Source organism: Oryzibacillus soli (genome assembly GCF_051594765.1).
Lineage (GTDB): Bacteria > Bacillota > Bacilli > Paenibacillales > NBRC-103111 > Paenibacillus_AR.
In genome coordinates this window covers 25781-46989 of sequence record NZ_JBPPGJ010000019.1, presented here as the reverse complement: position 1 = coordinate 46989, position 21209 = coordinate 25781, and the positions used below count along the sequence as shown (strand labels likewise).

Annotated in this window: 14 protein-coding genes and 2 pseudogenes; 10 read left to right on the top strand and 6 right to left on the bottom strand. The window is 56.6% G+C overall.

Going from position 1 to position 21209, the window contains the following annotated elements; all coding sequences use genetic code 11:
- The first annotated feature begins 18 nt into the window (after window positions 1-18).
- The 8 genes and pseudogenes from ACSEXW_RS22480 to yjfF all read left to right on the top strand — a co-directional run bounded on the left by ACSEXW_RS22480 (window position 19) and on the right by yjfF (window position 10696).
- Entirely contained in the window at window positions 19-3507 is a 3489-nt protein-coding gene (locus ACSEXW_RS22480) for a carbohydrate-binding protein (protein WP_438448429.1), read from the top strand.
- Window positions 3508-3595: 88 nt separating this feature from the next.
- Window positions 3596-3988, top strand: a pseudogene (locus ACSEXW_RS28595) (hypothetical protein); the annotation flags it as partial.
- Window positions 3989-4081: 93 nt separating this feature from the next.
- A pseudogene (locus ACSEXW_RS22475) lies at window positions 4082-5578 on the top strand (carbohydrate-binding protein); the annotation flags it as partial.
- A gap of 21 nt (window positions 5579-5599) precedes the next feature.
- Window positions 5600-5857 carry a dockerin type I domain-containing protein gene (locus tag ACSEXW_RS28590; protein WP_500797274.1) on the top strand — a complete coding sequence of 86 codons (258 nt, stop codon included), beginning with the start codon at window positions 5600-5602 and terminating at the stop codon, window positions 5855-5857.
- A 183-nt stretch (window positions 5858-6040) separates the two neighbouring features.
- Entirely contained in the window at window positions 6041-7096 is a 1056-nt protein-coding gene (locus ACSEXW_RS22470; RefSeq protein ID WP_438448427.1) for an ABC transporter substrate-binding protein, read from the top strand.
- A 101-nt stretch (window positions 7097-7197) separates the two neighbouring features.
- Complete coding sequence (locus ACSEXW_RS22465) at window positions 7198-8706, top strand: sugar ABC transporter ATP-binding protein (RefSeq protein WP_438448426.1); 1509 nt, start codon at window positions 7198-7200, stop codon at window positions 8704-8706.
- 6 nt (window positions 8707-8712) lie between these two features.
- On the top strand, window positions 8713-9741 hold the full coding sequence (locus ACSEXW_RS22460) for an ABC transporter permease (protein ID WP_438448425.1): 1029 nt from the start codon (window positions 8713-8715) through the stop codon (window positions 9739-9741).
- The gene (gene yjfF / locus ACSEXW_RS22455) at window positions 9734-10696 is read left to right on the top strand and encodes a galactofuranose ABC transporter, permease protein YjfF (protein WP_438448424.1); all 963 of its coding nucleotides are present in this window, start codon (window positions 9734-9736) and stop codon (window positions 10694-10696) included. The genes ACSEXW_RS22460 and yjfF overlap by 8 nt, the downstream gene beginning before the upstream one ends.
- A 60-nt stretch (window positions 10697-10756) precedes the next feature.
- Here yjfF and ACSEXW_RS22450 read toward each other — a convergent pair whose 3' ends face one another.
- Genes ACSEXW_RS22450 through ACSEXW_RS22440 form a run of 3 tightly spaced genes read right to left on the bottom strand, consistent with a single transcriptional unit; the run spans window position 10757 to window position 15152 of the window.
- A complete protein-coding gene (locus tag ACSEXW_RS22450; protein ID WP_438448423.1) occupies window positions 10757-11734 on the bottom strand; it encodes a sugar ABC transporter substrate-binding protein in 978 nt (325 codons plus the stop codon).
- Window positions 11735-11737: 3 nt separating this feature from the next.
- A complete protein-coding gene (locus ACSEXW_RS22445) occupies window positions 11738-13342 on the bottom strand; it encodes a response regulator (RefSeq protein ID WP_438448422.1) in 1605 nt (534 codons plus the stop codon).
- A 10-nt stretch (window positions 13343-13352) separates the two neighbouring features.
- The gene (locus ACSEXW_RS22440; protein WP_438448421.1) at window positions 13353-15152 is read right to left on the bottom strand and encodes a cache domain-containing sensor histidine kinase; all 1800 of its coding nucleotides are present in this window, start codon (window positions 15150-15152) and stop codon (window positions 13353-13355) included.
- A gap of 225 nt (window positions 15153-15377) precedes the next feature.
- Between ACSEXW_RS22440 and ACSEXW_RS22435 the strand changes: the two genes are divergently transcribed.
- Window positions 15378-16436: an ABC transporter substrate-binding protein gene (locus ACSEXW_RS22435; protein WP_438448420.1), complete on the top strand. Its 1059-nt coding sequence runs from the start codon at window positions 15378-15380 to the stop codon at window positions 16434-16436.
- Between the two features lie 70 nt (window positions 16437-16506).
- Here the strand turns inward: ACSEXW_RS22435 and ACSEXW_RS22430 are convergent, their stop codons facing one another.
- On the bottom strand, window positions 16507-16836 hold the full coding sequence (locus ACSEXW_RS22430) for an antibiotic biosynthesis monooxygenase family protein (RefSeq protein WP_438448419.1): 330 nt from the start codon (window positions 16834-16836) through the stop codon (window positions 16507-16509).
- Window positions 16837-16950: 114 nt separating this feature from the next.
- A complete protein-coding gene (locus ACSEXW_RS22425; protein ID WP_438448418.1) occupies window positions 16951-17775 on the bottom strand; it encodes an AraC family transcriptional regulator in 825 nt (274 codons plus the stop codon).
- Window positions 17776-17899: 124 nt separating this feature from the next.
- Between ACSEXW_RS22425 and ACSEXW_RS22420 the strand changes: the two genes are divergently transcribed.
- Window positions 17900-20203: a glycoside hydrolase family 2 TIM barrel-domain containing protein gene (locus tag ACSEXW_RS22420; RefSeq protein ID WP_438448417.1), complete on the top strand. Its 2304-nt coding sequence runs from the start codon at window positions 17900-17902 to the stop codon at window positions 20201-20203.
- A gap of 43 nt (window positions 20204-20246) precedes the next feature.
- On the opposite strand, the gene ACSEXW_RS22415 is transcribed toward ACSEXW_RS22420, so the two are convergent.
- Window positions 20247-21083, bottom strand: coding sequence for a helix-turn-helix transcriptional regulator (locus ACSEXW_RS22415; RefSeq protein WP_438448416.1), 837 nt, complete (start codon window positions 21081-21083; stop codon window positions 20247-20249).
- Window positions 21084-21209: the final 126 nt, after the last annotated feature.

The following is a 21209-nucleotide window of genomic DNA, read 5'->3' as shown; positions in this document are numbered from 1 at the left end:
GAAAATGGAGGCTAGTCTATGAAAAGATGGAAGAAAACGTTGGCTGTAACCATGGCGTTAGCCCTTTGCACATCCGTTTCAACCCTGGTGACGGCACCTGTACCGGCGAAGGCGGCAGCGACTCAGCTTGCGCCTGCCTATGCCAAAACACCCGGAAACGGCAATCCGCTCTTCTCACAAAAGTTCGGAGCCGACCCTTTTGCCATGGTGTATAACGGCAGGGTGTATGTCTATATGACCAATGACTTCATGCAGTACAATGCCGACGGTACCGTCAAGGATATCTCCTACAGCCTGATCAATAAAATTACCGTTGTCTCGTCGGATGACATGGTGAACTGGACGGACCATGGAGAGATTCTTGCAGCGGGTGCGCAGGGGGCGGCCAAATGGGCCACCAACTCCTGGGCGCCGTCAGCCGCCCATAAAACGATCGATGGCAAGGAAAAGTTCTTCCTTTACTTCGCAGACAGCGCCAACGGCATCGGCGTACTGACGGCAGACAGTCCAATCGGCCCGTTTACAGATCCCATTGGCAAGGCGCTGATTAACCGGAATACGCCGGGAGCCAGTGACGTCACCTGGCTGTTCGACCCTGCGGTGCTGGTAGATGATGACGGAAGCGCCTACATCTATGCTGGCGGCGGCGTTCCGACCGGCAAGGAGGCGGACCCGGGAACGGCACGCGTTGCCAAGCTTGGAGCGGATATGATCAGTCTCGATCTGTCTGCCAGCGGCGGAACGATGAAGCCGATCAACCCGCCTTGGCTGTTCGAGGATTCGGGCATTAACAAGTACAATGGGAAGTATTATTACTCCTATTGCACGAACTTCTCCGGCGCGCATCCCTCGGATATTCCGACCGGAACCATTGCTTATATGGTGAGCGACAACCCGATGGGTCCATTTACCTTTGTCAAAACGATCCTGCCCAACCCTGCCAACTTCTTCGGGGTCGGAGGCAATAATCATCACGCCATGTTCGAGTTTAACGGTCAATGGTACATCACCTACCATGCCCAGACCCTGGCCAAGGCCATGGCCGAAAGCGGTGATTGGCCGCAAATGGGAGGGCAGCCCCATGGCTACCGGAACGCTCAGATCAACAAGGTCACATTCGACGCCAACGGAGTCATCCAGAATATAACCGGAGACTATAAAGGGGTTCCGCAGGTGAAGAATCTGGACCCCTACCAGAGGGTGGAGGCCGAAACCTTGGGCTGGAACGGAGGCATCTCCACAGAAAGCACGACGGAACCGGGGGGGACGGTCAGCAGTGTGAACCTGGCGGTCAGCAGCATCCAGGATGGAGATTGGACCGCCGTGTCCAAGGTTGACTTCGGTGCAGAGGGAGCGGGCACCTTCACGGCCCAGGTCGCGTCCGGCACCAACGGCGGGCAGATCGAGCTGCGGCTGGATAGCGCCGATGGCCCCTTGGTCGGAACCCTCCCCATCTCCAACACCGGTGGAGAGAACAGCTGGAAGCCGGAAACCATCAACGTCACCGGTGCCACGGGAGTCCATGATCTGTATATGGTCTATAGAGGTGCGGCATCGGGCAATCTCTTCAAGGTGGATCATTGGCGGTTCAGTCCGAAGAGCAGCGTGAAGGAGCTTGCCGCCATCAATGCCTCCATCGATAAGGAGAAGATGGACATCGTGCCTGGCAACAATCAGGCAACCATGAAGGTGACCGCCGTCTATTCCGACGGGACCAGCCAAGATGTAACGTCTCAGGCGGTGGTTACGCCGGCGCAAAGCGGTATAGTAAGTGTTCATGACGGCGTGGTTACCGGCGTGGGCTACGGCACAACGGGCATCTCCGTCACCTATAACGGCAAGGCCGATACCCTTCATATGCTGGTCAAGGATCTGAACAGCGAGCTGACCGTGAAACGGATTACGGTTGACAATCCTTCCATAGCGCTGGATACGGGCAAAACAGCGGCTTTCAAAGTAACCGCCGAATATATGGACGGACATACGGAGGATGTAACCAAAACGGCGACCTATAGCAATCCGAATCCGGGCATCGCAGATGTTGCCAACGGAATGATCACAGCCAAAGCAAGCGGCACCACCCAGGTTTCGGTGAGCTTCAAGGGAGCTCTGGGAGAAGCTGCAACCGCACAAATCTCGGTTACGGTGAACCTTGCCGCTGTAGTGGCCATCGAAGCGGAGACAGCGGCCGACAACTCCGCCACGGCTTATGTCAAAGGTACCGTCAACGGACATACATGGTCTCTTGTTGACGGAGTGTCCACCAAAGCTATGCTGTTCGGGCCGGATAATGGCTTCAATATGCCGGGGACCGATGCGGCAACCCTCTCCGGGGGCTCCAGTCTGAATTATAAGATCAACTTCCCTGCATCCGGCAGCTATAACGTATGGCTGCTGAGCAAGAGCGTCGATTTCAATTCGGACTCCATCCATGTTGGAGTGGATAACGAGTACAAATTCACGGCGAACGGCATACAAGCGGTGAGCGGAGGCCAGTTCAAATGGGTCAATGTAAGCGGTGCCGCCGGCGGAGTAAGCGGTGGATCTGCCTTGAACGTAACAGCCGGTGTGCATGAATTGAACCTCTGGGGAAGAGAGGACGGCTTCGTCATCGACCGGATTTACGTAACCACCAGCAGCGCCGCATCCGATCCTGTCTGGCCGGCACCCAAGACCCTGACGGCTGACATCTCGGCAGACAGCAGCGTGAAGCCCGGAAGCAGCTTTACGGCGGCCGTGAGTCTCGATGGCGTGACGCAGAGCGTGTACGCGCAGGACATCACGCTGACCTACGATTCCAACGTATTCGAATATGGGGGTGCGTCAGGGACGAACGATCATATTCAGCTCCTGAAGGAGGATAAATCCACAGCAGGCAAGGTACGACTTGTTGCCGCCAATATCGGTGGGGTAGATGGAATCAGTACGCCTATACTGAATTTATCCTTCCATGTGAAGGCCGGCGTTCAAAATACGACCGGGTCGATCGCCGTTTCCCAAGCCAAGCTGGGTACGGCAGATGGCACCGTGGTGCAGGCGGCACTTGGCAGCAAGAGCATCTTCGTCCGTGCAGTCGAGCAGCCGGTGGTGGATAAGACGGCGTTGACTACAGCGATTGCCTCTGCGCAAAGTCTGTTTAACGCCGCAGTCGCCGGTACGCTGCCGGGCCAATACCCGCAGGCGGCCAAGGACGCCTTCGGTACAGCCATTAACGCCGCACAAGCGGTCAAGGACAACGCAGGAGCGACACAGTCCCAGGTGGACGGTGCCGTAACCGCCCTGAATGCAGCGGTGGATACCTTCAAAGCAGCGGTCATTAAGGAAGCGTCTGCAGACTTGAACAATGACGGTCAGGTGGACGTAGGCGATCTGGCGATCGTCGCTTACTATTACGGCAAGGATTCCACTGGCACAGACTGGGCAACGGCTAAGATCGCAGACCTGAACGCAGACAACCGGATCGATATTACGGATCTTGCGTATGTCGCAACCAAGATAGAGGAATAGGTTAAACAGGAGGAACGCTATGGATGAGGGAGCTAAGGCCCCTTGTCCATAGCTTTGTTTAAGCGATAAACAAAGGGAGTTGAATCCTATGTTTTCAAGGCTGAAAACACCGGTTCTTGCAGGGTTGGCATGTGCCATGGCGGTGCCGTTCATCAGTGTGCCGGCGGCTGCCCAGGCAACCGCCTACGATGTCACCATCCGTGCAGCATCGGAGAAACAAGTGATCCGCGGTTTCGGTGGTATGAATCATCCGCTATGGATCGGAGACTTGACACCGGAGCAGCGGGAGACCGCCTTTGGCAACGGGGAGAATCAATTGGGCTTTTCCGTACTCCGAATCCCGATTACCGAGGATAAAACGAACTGGTACCGGGAGGTTGAAACGGCAAAGGCGGCGCAGGAGCATGGCGCCATCGTTTTCGCTTCGCCGTGGAATCCTCCTAGCGATATGGTGGAAACCTTCACGCAGGGGACCAGTACGGGCACCGGTACCACGTATGAGGCGGAGACAGGCACAGCGTTGGCCGAGTCCATAGTAGGGAACGCCTATTCCGGATATACAGGCAGCGGTTACGTGGATTTCCAGGCCGCTACCGATGCATCCGTCCAGTTTAACGGTATTACCATCGGCAGTACGGGGACCAAGAATATCAAGATCCGGTACGCCCTGCAGACGGGAACCGCTTATTTGGATGTGTATGTGAACGGGACGAAGGCGCTCAGCCAAGTGGCGTTTGCAGCCACCGGAAGTTGGACGTCCTGGGGCGAGCTGTCCATCCAGGTGCCTATGGTGAACGGGACCAGCACTCTCAAGCTGGTGACGACCGGGACGGAAGGACCGAATATCGATCACGTCCAGGTATCCCCATACGTGCAAGGAACGGCGGCGAGACGGCTGAAATACGACAGGTACGAGGATTATGCCCAATACCTGAATGACTTTGATTCTTATATGAAGAGCAACGGTGTGAACTTATACGGGATATCGATCCAGAATGAGCCTGACTATGCCCATGATTGGACTTGGTGGTCCCCCGATGAAATGCTGCGTTTTATGAAGGAGAACGCGGGATCCATTCATAACCGGGTCATTGCCCCGGAGTCCTTCTCGTATGTCAAGAAAATGTCCGATCCCCTCCTGAACGATCCGGCAGCTTTGGCCAATATGGACATTCTCGGCGCCCATACGTATGGAACGAAGTACAGTGACTTCCCGTACCCTTTGTTCGAACAAAAGGGGGCAGGCAAGGAGCTCTGGATGACGGAGGTCTATTATCCCAACAGCGAAAGCAACTCGGCGGATCGCTGGCCGGAAGCCTTGGGCGTGGCGGAGCATATGTACAATGCCATGGTCGAAGGGAACTTCCAGACCTATGTCTGGTGGTACATCCGCAGGCAGTACGGTCCGATCAAGGAGGATGGAACCATCAGCAAACGCGGATACGCCATGGCCCATTATTCGAAATTCGTGCGCCCCGGCTATGTAAGGGTGGATGCGACCCGGAACCCTGCCCCGGGGGTATTCGTCTCTGCGTATAAGGGGGATGGAAAAATAGTCATGGTTGCGGTGAACAAGGGAACATCGGCCGTCAGCCAAACCTTCGGCCTGGAGAACGGCTCCATGGCGCGGGTCGCATCGTGGATAACGGACGGCAGTAGGAGCCTGGCGGCCGGGACGCCTGTCCGGCTGTCGGACGCTTCCTTCAGCGCCGAGCTTCCCGCCCAGAGCGTGACTACCTTCGTCGCAGAACTCGGCACCCAGTCGGATCCGGCCGCCGGGCTAACGGCAGATAACAGCGTGGAGCCGGGCAGCACCTTCACGGCGACCGTAAGCTTGGACAATGTGGCGCAGAGCGCTTATGCCCAGGACCTGATCTTAACCTATGATGCCCATGTCTTCGACTATGTGAGCGCGGCAGGGGCAAGCGATAGCATCCGAATCGTGAAGGAGGAACGGGGTACGGCCGGCCAAGTGAGACTGGTTGCAGCCCATATCGGAGGGGTATCCGGCGCCAGCACACCGGTCTTGAAGGTGATCTTCAAGGTCAAGGAGGGCGTTCAGAACACGTCCGGGACGATTGCCGCGGTCCGCGTGAAGCTCGGAACGGCGCCTGCGGGAGCCGTCGTTCAAGCAGCCCCTGGCAGCAAGAGCATCTCCATTGGAGCCCCGTCTGCAGACTTGAACAAGGACGGCGCCGTGGATGTAGGCGATCTGGCGATCGCCGCTTCTCACTTCGGCAAGAACTCCGGCAGCGCGGATTGGGCAACGGCCCGGACGGCCGATCAGAACGGAGATGGCCGGATCGATATTGCGGATCTTGCCTATGTTGCTGGCAGGATGCCGGAGTAATCAGCCTGTCCCCCCAAAATAATGCAAGATCAGAATGAAAAAACAAACTAATTTTTTCTCTGTTGCGGAATGTGACGGAAATTTATAAGTTGTGCAGATCAAACTCCGTATACCTGGATTTGGAAGCGTTTTATAATGAAGCCACACCAAATGATGGTGATCCAAAAGGGAGGAATTCAAGAGATGGGAACAAAGAAAACGGCAGGCCTTCTTCTAGCTTCCGTCATGATGCTATTCTCCGCCGCATGCGGAAGCTCCGGCAGCTCTGGCTCCGGGAGCAGCTCCGCTTCTCCGGCGGCATCCACGCCACCGCAAACCGCAGCGGCAGCGGCGGCTACCCAAGCACCGGCGCCTGCAGGCAAGAAGATTACCTTGGGCTTCGCCCAAGTCGGGGCAGAGAGCGGATGGAGAACGGCGAACACCAAGTCGATCCAAGACTCGGCCAAGGATGTCGGCTTCGAGCTGAAATTCTCCGATGCGCAGCAGAAGCAGGAGAACCAGATCAAGGCGATCCGCACCTATATTCAACAGAAGGTGGACATCATTGCCTTCTCTCCGGTCGTAGAGTCCGGTTGGGATACCGTGCTGAAGGAGGCGAAGGACGCCGGCATTCCGGTGATTCTGACCGACCGGGCCGTAGATTCCAAGGATACCTCGCTGTATAAGACCTTCATCGGATCGGACTTCGTGGAGGAAGGGCGCCGCGCAGGCAAATGGGCGGTGGATACCTTCAAGAATGCCAAGGAGCAGGTGAACATCGTGGAGCTTCAGGGCACCACAGGCTCTGCGCCTGCCAATGACCGCAAAGCCGGCTTCGAGGAAGTGATCAAGTCCAATCCGAACCTGAAGATCATCGCCTCCCAAACCGGCGACTTCACCCGCGCCAAAGGCAAGGAAGTCATGCAAGCCTTCCTGAAGGCCCAGAAGAAAATCGATGTGCTGTACGCGCACAATGACGATATGGCTCTGGGCGCCATTCAAGCCATCGAAGCCGCGGGCCTGAAGCCGGGCAAGGACATCACCATCATCTCCGTGGATGGCGTGAAGGACGGCTTTGTCGCCGCCAGCGAAGGAAAAATCAACTTTATCGTCGAGTGTAACCCGCTGCTCGGACCGCAGCTGATGCAAGCCGTTAAGGATGTGCTCGACGGCAAGGAGCTGCCGAAGCGTATTGTAACCAAGGAGGGCGTCTTTACCTCCGAAGATGCCAAGCGCGAGCTGCCTAACCGCCAATACTGATCCGATCTCGGACGGTTTCAAGGAGACATAAGGAAGGGCCGTTCCATTCCGCAGCGAGGCGTGGAACGGCCCCTATCCTTGGATGGAGAGGAGTGGAAGAGATGGCAGATGAGCGGCCATTGCTGCAGATGACCGGAATCCACAAGCAGTTTCCGGGAGTTCGAGCGTTATCTGATGTAAGTTTCCGGCTGTTTCCGGGAGAAGTGCATGCCTTGATGGGGGAGAATGGAGCAGGCAAATCCACCCTGATCAAGGTGGTGACCGGGGTGTATTCCATCGATCAAGGGACGGTGGAGTTGGAAGGGCGGGCCATCAAGATCGGGAGCCCGCAGGATGCCCAGAATGCGGGTATCAGTACGGTTTACCAGGAGGTGAATCTGTGCCCCAATTTGTCCGTGGCGGAGAATATCTATATCGGAAGGGAGCCCCGAAGATTCGGCCGCATCCTATGGAAGGACATGTACCGCAACGCGGAGCAGCTTCTGAAGAAGAGGCTGAATCTGGAGATCGATGTCACCCAGCCCCTCCATCACTACTCGGTGGCTATTCAGCAGCTGGTGGCGATTGCGAGGGCCGTCAGCATCTCCGCCAAGGTGCTGATTCTGGATGAACCGACTTCCAGCTTGGACCGGGGGGAGGTCGTCCAGCTCTTCTCCGTGATGACACGGTTGAAGTCGGAGGGGCTGGCCATCCTGTTTGTCACCCATTTTTTGGACCAAGTATATGAAATCTCGGATCGAATAACCATTCTCCGCAACGGAGAATTGATCGGGGAGCATCCGGCGAAGGAGCTGCCCCGCATAGATTTGGTATCTAAGATGATCGGCAAGGAGCTCCATCTTCTGGAGGAGCTGCCGAAGACCCATGCGGAACGAAGTGTTCATCCGGAGGTTCTTCTGGATGCGTCCCGATTGGGCAAGAAGGGCTCCGTCGAATCGGTGGACTTGACCATCCGCAAGGGTGAGGTGGTAGGGATAGCAGGTCTGTTGGGCTCCGGGCGTACGGAGCTGGCCCGGCTTCTGTTTGCGGCGGACCGGCCGGACACGGGTGAGATCAAGATTGGCGGCCGCAAGGCCGTTATCCACAATCCCAGGCAGGCCATCGATCATGCCATCGCCTTTTGCTCGGAGAACCGTAAGCTGGAGGGCATCATCGACGATCTGACCGTTCGGGAGAACATCATCTTGGCGCTGCAGGCTTCCCAAGGCTGGTTCAAGACCATCTCCCGCAAGCGCCAAGAAGAGGTCGCCGATGAATATATACGAACCTTGAATATTAATCCGCCCCATCCGGAGCACTTGGTTAAGAACCTAAGCGGGGGAAATCAGCAGAAGGTGCTGCTCGCCCGCTGGCTGCTGACGGAGCCTAAGCTGCTCATCCTCGACGAGCCGACGCGGGGAATCGATATCGGCGCCAAGGCGGAGATTCAGAGGCTGGTGATGTCGCTGGCCGAGAAGGGAATGTCCGTCGTGTTCATCTCCTCCGAATTGGAAGAGGTTCTTCGGGTAAGCGATAAGATCGCGGTTCTTCGGGACCGCCGGATGATCCTGGAGATGTCGGGCGATGAGATCAGTCAGCAAAATGTGATGAAGGCCATAGCGGGAGGTTGACTTGAAATGCTGAAGCATCCATTATTCTGGCCGCTTGTCGTCCTGGGGGCATTGCTGTTATTCAATCTGGTGTATTCGCCGGATTTCTTCTCCATCCGGATGAAGGACGGGCATCTGTACGGCAGCCTGATCGATATCCTGAACTTCGGCTCGCCGCTGATCATCGTGGCCATCGGAATGACCCTGGTCATCGCCACCTCGGGCATTGATCTGTCGGTTGGCTCGGTGGTGGCGATCTCGGGTGCGATGGCATGCCTGACGATCAGTCATGGAGACGGGCAGGACCCGTTCGGGTTGATGCTGAAGGCCGTTGCCATTGCCCTGGTGCTGTCCTTGGTGCTTGGGGTATGGAATGGGTTTCTCGTGGCGCAGATCGGCATGCAGCCCATTATCGCCACCTTGATCCTGATGGTAGCCGGCCGTGGGGTGGCCCAGCTCATCACGAACGGGCAGATCATCACGGTGTCGAATGGGGAGTACAAGTACATCGGGGCCGGAACGTTGGCCACCTTGCCCTTCTCCATCTTCATCGTCATCATGGTCTTCACGGCTGCAGCCCTCCTCACCCGAAAAACCGCGCTTGGCCTGTTCATCGAATCGGTGGGCTGCAAGCCTACGGCCAGCCGTCTGGCCGGCATCCGGTCCAAGACCGTGCTCTGGGCCGTCTATATGTTCTGCGGGCTGTGCGCCGGCATCGCGGGCTTGATCCTGAGCTCCAACGTATCCAGCGCCGACGGCAACAACGCAGGATTATGGTATGAGCTCGACGCGATTCTGGCGGTCGTCATCGGAGGAACCTCCTTGAACGGCGGGCGCTTCTCCTTGGCGGGCACCTTGATCGGGGCCTTGATCATCCAAACGTTAACGACCACCATCTATATGATCGGGGTGCCGCCGGAAATTACGCTGGTCGTGAAGGCTTGCGTCGTCCTGGCCGTATGTCTCATCCAATCGGAAACCTTCCGAAGCACCATCATCGCCCGCTGGAAGACCCGGCGTTATCCGGCAGAACGGGGGCTCAAGCCGCATGCTTAAGAGACAGAATTTCCCGATATTCGTCACCATAGGATTGTTCGTGCTGTTATTCGCAGCGGGCTCCTTTCGCTATACGGGCTTTTTCTCCACCCAGGTCCTGATGAATCTGCTGATCGATAATGCCTTCCTCCTCATTGTGGCCGTCGGCATGACGTTCGTTATTGTCTCCGGTGGAATCGATTTGTCCGTAGGCTCCATGATCGCACTGACGACCATGATTTCAGCATCCCTGCTGCAATCGGGCTGGTCGCCGGTGGTGGTGATTCCATTGGTCTTGGCCTTGGGGGCCGCCTTCGGATGGGGGATGGGGGCCATCATTCATATCTTCCAGATCCAGCCCTTCATCGTGACGCTAGCCGGCATGTTCCTGGCCCGGGGACTCTGCTATGTCATCAGCATCAACACGATCACCATTGACAACGGCTTCTACACCAGCATGGCCCAGACCAAGATCCGGTTTCCCGGCGGAGACTTCATCTCGGTCAGCGTGTTGATCGCCCTGGCCGTCGTGGGGGTGGGCATCTATCTGGCACGTTATACCCGGTTCGGGCGAAATACCTATGCCCTGGGAGGCAGCGAGCAGTCGGCCCTCCTGATGGGTCTCCCCGTAGGCAGAACGAAGATGATGGTCTACATGTTCAGCGGATGCTGCTCTGCGCTGGCGGGCATCGTCTTCACCTTCTATATGCTATCGGGCTACGGGCTGCACGCCATGGGAATGGAGCTGGATGCCATCGCTGCGGTGGTGATCGGCGGCACACTCTTGACCGGCGGGGTGGGAACCATTGCCGGAACCTTCTTCGGCGTCATGATTCAAGGGGTGATCCAAACCATCATCAGCTTCGAGGGCACGCTCAGCTCCTGGTGGACCAAGATCGTGATCGGCGCCCTGCTGTTCCTCTTTATCCTGCTGCAAAAGATTCTAAGTGAGAGAAGCTGGACGAATCGGGCATAACGAATAGAAGGAGATACCGGCGGTGTAATCCCGGTATCTCCTTCTTCTATCGCATAAGGCTTACGGTGTCCGGCTCAGCGGCGTCACTTCCCGGAATCCCGTATCGATCCAAGAGGAGATGGGATTTCCCGATGAGGCATCCATCAGACTGGCGATGATCCGGCTGCCGAGAAGGTGTTCGTTCTCCGATATGACCGCATTCACCTGGCCGTTCGACAAGGCGCCTTGAACCTCGGGAGACATGCCGAAGGCCAGTGCCAGCCGCTTCAGCCCCAGCGCCTTCCATACCAGAATGGAGGTGGAGCTGGAGATCAAGTCCATGGAGACCAAGGCATCGAAGTGCGGATGATCGTCGATCATCCGCTCCAGATTCGCCAGTGCCTGCTCGCTGCGGCCTTCATGATACCGGACCTCCAGAACCTGAATGCCGGTATTCCGCTTCAGATATTGCAGCAATCCGTCCAGACGGAGCTGTTCCCGGGATAGACCGGATAGTCCGCCTTGCACCATGATCATTCCCTTGCCCTTCAATTGGCGGTTGAGAAGCTCTCCCATCAGCTCCCCCTCCTGCCTGTGGTCCGAGCCGATATAGACCGATCTCCGGCTGTCCAGAATGTCGGATTCGAAGCAGATGACGGGAATCCCCTGCCGGACGGCCTTTTCCACGAGAGGAGTTAGTGCGACGGGGTCAATGGGACTGATGGCGATGGCGGACACCCTCTGCCGGATCATATTCTCCATCATCAGGACCTGCTGCTCCAGATTCAGCTCCGCCGGCGCTTTGACGATGAGCTTGACGTGGAACTTCTTGGCGTATTCCTCCATCTGCTCGGTAATGTTCTCGTAGAACGGATTGGCCATCGGATAGAGGATGCCGAAGGTGTAAGAATCGGACGGGTCAGTATCGCGGTCTTTGGCTGCTGCGGCGTCTTCGATGCCCTTGGACGGAGCTGCGGGCGGCGCGGTGCTTCGGCACCCGGCTATAACAATCAGGAGGGCGAGCATCAGAACCATCAGGGGGAAGGAGCGGAGACGCATGGGTCAGGCCCCCTCCTCTGCCAAGCTTTCCAACGGAAGTCCGCTCTTCCTGAACTCCTTGGTCGTCATCCCGGTCATCCTCTTGAACAAGTTGGAAAAGTAGTGGGGATCGCAGTAGCCCACCTGGAATGCGATCTCATAGGACTTGGCCGATGTGGTCTGGAGGAGCTCCATCGCCTTGCGGATCCGGACCTGGGTGACATATTCAATGAAGGTCTGTCCGGTCTCCTGGCTGAATACCTTGCTCAGGTGACTGGGGCTGACTCCCGCGTGATCCGCCGCATCCTGCAGGGAGACATCGTCCTGATGGTAATGAGTGCGGATGAACTCCTTAACCTTCAGGAGCATATCGCTGTACTTGTCGATCCGGGAACGCCAAGACCAGAACTGCTCCGTCAGCCTCCTGAGATAGGCGCAGACGTCTTCCCATGCTCGGATGCTGCCGATCACCAGCTGCAGCTGTCCCAAGACCTCCTCCGAATCCGACAGCCTGCGGTACATATTCTTCGCGGAGCGGAATACTTCCAAGGTCAAGTCGTTCAGGATGTAGTACCCGATGGGGGAATTCTTCCAGTTGATATCCTTCAGCACGGCGGCATACTCCGGAATAAAGGAATCCAGCTGGTTCATCGTTCCGATCTTCAGAAATTGGATAAACCTTCCCCGGTCCAGAAATACCGATGCATCCAGCGTTCCGGACATGATCTCCCACAAGGAATGGCTGTTCTGGCGGGAGAGCCGGCGCCAGTGCATGTCTTCAGCGGCCTCCAGGAAGGAGATATGTACGTTCTGCAGGCGGTCTTGGACGCTGCCGATCCCGACGGCCAGAGTAGGATCCCCGTCCTCCATCCGAAGCAGCTGCATATCCTTGAAGGGCTGAAGCTCCTTCTGCAGCTGCTCCAGAGAATCCGCCTTCAAGATCCAGACCGTTTCCGACTTGCTGCGCTGAAAGCTCAGCTGCGAGGGCTCCCGCTGCATCGCGGAGAGGCGTTCCGCCAAGCCGCCTGCAGCTTCCTTAGACTGCAGCGCGGATGAGCCGGAGCGGTAGTCTGCGATGACGACCGTATAGAAGGAGGCCACCAAATTCAAATGCAATCCCGTGCTCAGTTGAATCGCATCGTGGGTTGTGACGAAGCCGCTGCACAGGTCATTCAACAGCTTCTGACGGGAGAGCTGAACGTGCTCGGACTCCCTGCGCTCCAGCTTCTCGATGCGGCTCTTCTCCTCCCGCTCCTGATCGATCTTGGCGCTTACTTCCCGGAGCGTCTGGGTCAGCTCAGCGGAGGAGATGGGCTTCAGGCAGTATTCGTCGATGCCCAGGCGAAGGGCCGATCGGGCATATTCGAACTCGCCATGGCCGCTTAGTATGATGATCTTCATCTCCGGGAAACGCTTGGTTACAATATTGCACAGCTCCAGCCCGTTCATGAAAGGCATAGAGATATCCGTGATGAGAATATCAGGCCGAACCTGCTCCAGAATCGGAAGAGCCACCTCGCCGTCCGAGGCGTCCCCGCAATAGATCAGTCCTTCCTTGTCCCAATCCAGGCATTCCCGAATGGTTTCCCGGAACACGATCTCGTCGTCGACCAAGACCACCTTCTTCATTGGCATCCTCCTATCTCATCGGTATTCGAAGGGTTACGGTCGTCCCCTCCGATTCCACACTCTCCACTTGCACTCCGTAGGACTCGCCGTAAAACAAGCGAAGCCGCTGGTGGACATTATGCAGCCCGAAGCCCCCGGACACTTCTTGGCCGGTGGATTCCGGAATCTGCATATTCTGAAGCTCTTCGAGCAGCTTATGCAGCCGGGCTTCCGAGATCCCGATCCCGTTATCCTCGACCCGGAACAGGATATCCTTATTCCCGGCAGTGTGGCCGCTGATCCGGATCCGCCCCTTGCCACGCTTGTTCTTCAACCCGTGATACAGAGCGTTCTCCACGATGGGCTGAAGAATCATCTTCAGGATGGGGAGCGGGTGGATGCCGGGATCGACGCATATTTCGTAGTCCAGGATGTCCCGGTACCGGGTCTGCTGAATGATGAGATAGCTCTGCAGGTGTTCGACTTCCTTCTCTATGGTGATCCAGTCTCTGCCCTTGCTCAGCCCGATCCGGAAGAAGCGGGACAGGGCCAGCACCACCTGGACCACCTGCTCCTTCTTCCCCGCCTCCGCCAGCCATAGGATCGAATCCAGGGTATTATACAAGAAGTGAGGATTGATCTGGGCTTGAAGCGCGCGGAGCTCCGCCTTCTTCAGCTCATGCTGCTCCTGAACGCATTGATCCAGAAGCATGCGGATCTTATCGATCATCGTGTTGAAGCTGTTGCCCAGATCCGTAATCTCATCGTTGCCGACGGGCATCACCTTGGCCTCCAGGAAGCCCGACGCCGCAAGCTGCATCTTCTTCTTCAGAATATGGAGGGGGAGCGTAAGGCGCTTGGTCAAGATATAATGCAGCGTCAGGGCGAAGATGATGCTCAGGACGACGCTGACCACAATCAGCTGCCGGATCGACTGGGCTTCCCAGACGATCTCCTGGAGCGGGACCAGCCCAACGATACTCCAGCCGGTCGTCTTGGACGGGCTTGCGAAGATAAACTTCGGCTTGCCCTCGGACTTGTCGACGATGTGCTTATCAGGGCCCCGAAGGATGAGGGACAAGGTCTCATGACGGGGCCATTTGATCTCCGTGCCGTTCAGTCTCGTGGGGATCAGGATGGGAGCCCCGCTTTCATCCGCCACGTAGAAAAATCCGTTCTTCCCGATGGTATTCGTATCGCAGAACCTTCTTACGATGCTGTCGTCCAGGTCGATGATGATATAGCCGATCACTTCATGGGTGACCCGCTGTTTGATGGTGGATAGGATGGAGATGACGCTGCGCCCTTGATAATCGGAGCCGTCGAGCGGAGGCAGGGCCTTCGGGTCGGAGGAGGGAATGTTCATCACGGTTTCCTTATTCTGCAGCAATTCCTTGAAGGGCTCGCCGGAGATCAATGGAATGCTGACCTGGAAGACGCCCTTCCGCTCACTGATGCCGCGCCCGTACATATTGATCATGGTGACGTTCAGTACGCTGTCGTATTGGTAAGTCTGCCGGTAGGAGTCCATGGTGCGGAGAATATCCTTGGCGTTCTCGTAGGTGTCATTCTGGGAGAATAGATATTGAAGCACTTGGGGGTTCTTCTCCAGCTCCAGGAGCTTCCTCGTGTCGGTAAAGAGACTGTCGATGTCACGGGCAAGCTGCTCCGCAAGCAGCATGGTCTGGGATTTGCTGGTGTTGAACACGGTATGGTAAGACTTCTGATAGGAGATCAAGCCCACCGTAATCAGCGGCATGCATGTCAGGATGATGAACATGGTCAGCAGCTTGGCACGCAAGCTGGATGTGATCGATCGGAACAGTTTCATGGCTGCATGGACCCCACGTTGAAGAGTGTCAAAGCCCTGGTAATTCCGATTATGAAGCAACCCCCAATAAAACGCAATCATTAGTAAAAAACTATAAGATTTGAATAAAAAAACAAACGTTTTGTTGCGATGGATGCTCTTGCCAATCTCGGGAGGCTGCGACTACAATGATCACAGGAAGCGCTGCCATAAGCGAAAAACACGGAGTAGGGGAGATGCCCTTCGATGCATAAGATGTCGCACAATACGCCGCGAATGGCGGCCTGGTTATGGATGATCCTGGGGATGGTGCTGATGGTATCCGGCTGTCTGCGCGGGAACGGTACCGAGCCGGCCGGGGAAGAACGCGGCAGACAAGCTGCGATCGGGGAGCTGAGAGGGCTTGCCGGGGAAGGGGAAGCGGATTCGATCGTACTCGGCTTCTCCCAGTTGGGCTCCGAAAGCGATTGGAGGAAGGCCAATACGCTGTCCATCCAAACTTCCGCCCGTGAATCAGGAATTCTCCTGGAGTTCGCCAATGCTGAGCAATCCCAGGAAAGGCAATTCGAAGCCATCCGTTCTTTTATTCGGAAGCGTGTGGATGTCATCGCCCTAGCGCCTGTTGTCGAGGAGGGCTGGGATGCCATCCTGGAGGAGATCCGGCAAGCCGGAATTCCGGTCATTATCATTGACCGATTGGTGAAGGTGAAGGATCCGTCCATGTATGTTTCCTTCATCGGGTCGGACTTCTATCTGGAGGGCCAGAAGGCTGGGAAATATGTGCTCGATAAGCTGGCTGACATCACCGGACCTGCCGGCATCGTGGAATTGAAGGGTACGGAAGGCTCCACGCCATCCATCGACCGGGGGAACGGGTTCCGGGCCGTCATGGCGAAGCGGCCGGATCTGCAGCTCCTGGAGAGCGAATATGCGGATTTTACTTACGACCGGGGCAAAGAGGTCATGGCCCAATATCTGCACAGGCAGGGCAGCCGCATCCGGGTGCTGTATTCCCATAACGATGACATGGCGCTTGGGGCCATAGAAGCAATTGAAGAATACGGGCTGCGTCCGGGGCGGGACATCATCATCGTCTCGGTGGACGGGACGAAGCGGGCGCTGGAGCAGCTGGCTGCAGGCAAGATTAACAGCGTCGTCGAATGCAACCCTCTCTTGGGACCCGGTCTGATGCAGGCGGTCAAGGAGCTGATGGACGGGCGTACCTTGCCCAAGCGCATCGTAACACCCGAGACCATCTTCACGGAAGTGACCGCGGAGCTGGAGCTGGAGAACCGGACCTATTAAGGAAGCTGACCATCCTGGAGGTGGCAACGAGGAGCCGGTTCCCCTGGTTCCGAGGAGCTGCAACGATAAATTAAGGGGCCTCCGGTGAAGCCCTCTTCACGGCTTTCAGGTCATACAGTCCATGTCCCCGCCCAATGACGAAATCCGGCTGGCCCTTGGCACGGCCTTGGCGGTGAAGCTCCAGATGGGCCTCGCTCTTCTCCCAGTTCTTCCAAGCCTCCTCGGATTCCCAGCGGATCAGAAGCAGCACCTCTTCTTCACCGCGCCGCACCTGCTTGACGAGAATGGATTGATCCACGAAGCCGGGCGCCTTCTCGAGGGGCCCCTCCTGGCTAAAGCGATTTACCACCTGCTCGGAATAGCCTTCCTTGACCTGAATCGATTTCAATTCGATAAACATCTGCAACCACCGCTCCTTAAGTCCAAAATGACAACCAATCCCTTCCATTATATTGAGAATGATTATCATCGTCAATGATAAACTAGGGACTATGCAAGAGGGGAGGCTGCCCCGTTATCCAAGATAGATCTTCCGGTATTGGTTGGGACTGATCTGCTCCAGCTTCTTGAAGACGGTGCAGAAGTAATTGGCATCCTCGAAGCCGGCCCAAGCGGCAATCTCCTTAATCTGCATATGCGGGTTCGCAAGGAGAAGCTCCTTGCTCTTCTTGATCCGGACGGAATGGATGTATTGGAAAATCCGGTTATTCGTGGTTTTCTTGAACACGGTGCATAGGTGCTGCGGGGAGAAGCCTGTAATCTCGGCCATCAGCTCCAGGGTAAGAGGCTTATGAAAATTCTCTTCGATATAATCGAACAAGGGTTTTAGCTTGTGGTTCAGGCTTGTGGCGCTGTGATCCGGATGGGCAGAGGCATACTGCACCATATCGGTCAGGAGGGAGTAGACGACCTTGGAGCATTGGATGCCTTGCAGCGGCCGATCCGATTGAAGGATTTCCAATGCGTTCTGAATATGGGACAGAAACAGATCGGGCCTCGATACATATAAGGCGCAGGAGGATTCGATCCCGGCGTTATGCTCGATGAACGGCCCCACCTGGTGGCCATCGAAGACGATCCAATCCACGATCCAGGAGGAGCTTATGGCGTAATACTCATGAGGGATGCCCTTCAACAGCAGCATGGCCATGCCTTCCTTCAACCGGAAAGTGTTCCCCCCGGTGATCAGCTCTCCTTCCCCTTCGACGCATTGAATCCATTGGTACATATATCCGACAGGGCGTACGACATGCTCCTGACTCCAAGTAGATCCCACATCAATAAGATAATAGGGAAGCCTCTTGTCCGTATCCGTAATGACCGGTATGTGTCTTTTCATGAGAATCCCGCCTTAATATTTTCGAGTTGTCCTTAATATCGTTAGATTGTTAGGCGTAAAGGTCGGTCCTATAATGTGAATATATCAGAGTGTCAAGCGCTAGACAACGAAAGGATGGGAGCTCATGAGCCGAAGAGAGACCCTGATCATGAACGGATGGGAATTCACGTTGAAGGAGCCGGAGGATTCGCACTTCGTGCCGGTACAGCTGCCGCATGATTGGGCCATTACCGCCCCGATCAACCGGAATATGAAGGAGGGGGAGCCCCAGGGCTTCCGAGACCGGTGGGGGATCGGGTGGTACAGAAGAAAGCTTGAACTAGCGGAGATCAAGCCGGGCTATGTGTATCTGCTGCAATTCGACGGGGTATACGAGAACAGTACGGTATGGGTGAACGGCCAGGAAGCCGGGGGGCGCAAATACGGCTATTCCCGATTTACACTGGATATCACGGCTTACATTCATGAAGGCGTCAATCGGATCTTGGTGAAGGTGGATAACACCGCCCATCCGGCGGACCGGTGGTATTCGGGAGCCGGCATCTACCGGACCGTCAAGCTGCTGGAGCTGAATCGGCATCATCTGAATCCCGAGGACATTCAGGTGAAGACCGCAATCGACGGCGATACGGGGATCGTAACCATCCAGACCGGCGTCCGTTCCTTGGTCAAGGCCTGTCTTGCGGATGGGAGCGTGCGGATAACGGGTGAATCGGATAACGGGGTCATCCGGCTGGACATTCCGAACGTCAAGCGGTGGAGTCCGGATGAGCCCCACTTGTACCGGCTGGAGCTGTCCCTGTACGAGGGGGATGAACCCGTGGATACCTGCGAATTGCGGATTGGAGTAAGGGACATTCAATGGATTCCCGGTAAAGGGATGTCGGTGAACGGCCGGATCACCAAGATCAAGGGATTCTGCATCCACCAGGATGCAGGCTGCCTGGGAGTGGCCGTCCCGCCTGAAATCTGGAGAGACCGGCTCATTGCCTTCAAGGCCATGGGCTGCAATGCCATCCGGACGGCCCACCACATGCCGGCAGCCGAATTGCTGGATCTGTGCGACGAATTGGGACTGTTCGTCTATGAGGAACCGTTCGACAAATGGACGGGCGGCTCGTACCGAAGGTATTTTGAGACGGAATGGCAGAGGGATCTGGAGTGTATGGTGAAGCGGGACCGCAACCGTCCGTGCATCTTCATATGGGGCGTCGGGAACGAGGTGGAGCATCAAGGGCAGGAATCCATGCTCCAGATCCTTAGGATGCTCAAGGAGCATCTGCTTGCCCTGGACGATACGAGACCGGTCACCTATGCCATGAACCCTCACTTCAAATACGAAAGCAACGTGGATCTCTCCCAAGTGAAGGATATTCAGCAGTTTGTCGATGAGGTCAGCGATACGGAGATTGAAGACCTGGACGAGAAGGTGGAGCGAATCCGGAGAATCGGCGAGATCGTGGATGTGATCAGCTGCAATTACCAGGAGCAATGGTATCCGGCCATCCATAAGGCCATTCCGGATAAGCTGATTCTGGGAACGGAGACGTACCAATTCTTCCGCGGTCATCCCGGCCAGATGCAGAATTACAGCGAGGACGTGCCTTGGATGGACGTGGAGAAGCATGATTATGTGATCGGCGGCATGCTCTGGACGGGCATCGATTACTTAGGCGAATCCATGGGCTATCCCGCCAAAGGCTGGGCCGGCTCCCTGTTCTGGACGAATAACGAGCGTAAGCCGCTGTCGTATCTCTATGAAAGCTATTGGTCCGATAAGCCGATGGTTTACCTGGCCGTCATGGACTACTCCTTGCAGGATGAAGGGGTGAAGGAGCATTGGGATGCCCCCAGATACGCGAGCCATTGGAACTTCCCGCAGTTCCACAAGACGGTGATTCCGTATATGATCGCCACTAATTGCGACGAGGTCACCTTGGAATTGAACGGGAAGCGGATCCACGAGAAGCCCCCCGCATCGTATCCCAGCCGGATGATGACAGGCTATCTCCCCTATCTGCCGGGAACCGTAACGGTCCGAGGCTTCATCGGCGGAGTCGAGGCTTGCTCGTACACGCTGAGAACGGCAGGGCCGGCTGTGAAGCTCGGGTTCGATCTGGAGGTATTAAGGCTCGGGGCCGGCAGCGGCCATCAGAAATTATTCACGGTCCGGGCGAAGGACAGCGAGGGCATCCCGGTATTCCGGGAAAGCTCCAAGGTCGCCTTCCGTGTGGAGGGACCTGCCGAGATCGTGGCGGTGGACAACGGGGACCTCTGTTCGAGCGAGACCTATGACAACTCCTGGATGCATATGTACCATGGGGCCGTCAGTACGGTCCTCCGGTTCACCGGAGAGAAGGGAAGGGTCGTCTTATCCGCCTTCTCGGAAGGTATGGCCGCCGCCCAGTTGGTTATTCATATCGTCTAAGCCGCAGAAAGACCACCTCGCGTGGTCTTTTTTTCTTCTGTTCCTACTCCGCGGCGGCACCGTATAGCTTCCGGTAGGTGTCCGGGGTCATGCCTTCCTTCCTGCGGAAGGTGGACACGAAGTGGCTGGCGTCCCGGAACCCCACCGCCTCCCCGATGCGGCGGACCGTCCAATCCGGCCGGGAAGGGAGCCATTCCTTGGCTTTGCGGAGCCGCAGGTGAATGAGATAGGCATAAGCCGATTGGCCGAACAGCTCGCGGAATAGGCTGTTCAGCTGACGCTCTCCGGTCCCGAGCCGCTCCGCCATCTCCGCCAGCCCGATCCTCGGGTTGGCGAATTCGTGGTCGAGCCAGCTCAGGAGACCTTGAATCCGCTCCAGCCGCTTCGAGATGGAGGGACGGTTGTCCATGCGGGCATCGGTCCGGAGCAGAGTCAGGAACCGGTACAAATCCGCCGAAGACTGCCATCCCGACGGATCGCCCCCCGACTCGGCGAACGCCAGCATGCTCTCCAGGTGGGCGGTGATCCGATCGTGCTCCTCCTCCCATTGGAACCGCAGGGAGGTCTTCCAATCGAAGGAATGAACGAACGCTTCGGCCATGCTGCCGTGAAAGGTGATGTATCCGGTCCGCCACAGGCTGCTAATGGCCTGGTACCGATGGGGGACGCCCGGCGCCAGAAGGACGCCGGTATGCACAGGCAGCCTCCAGGTTTGGCCGTTGGCCGTTAGTTCCCCTTCCCCCTCCAGGGTCTGCAGCCAATGGAAATGGGGATAGCCGCCCGGACGGATGAAGATCTCTTGATCGGGCTTCATTCCGATGGTTTCCAGCTGCAGGGGAAGCGTTTCCGCCGGGAAGGCAGGAGCCACATGGCGTATCATAGGGAACCTCCAGATTTTTATATGCAAAATCCTATATTTTATATGGGAACGGGTGAAAATGCGACTTAAAATAGAGTTGTATATTGTATTTTTATCATATCTGATGATAGGCAACAAGCGTGGTAA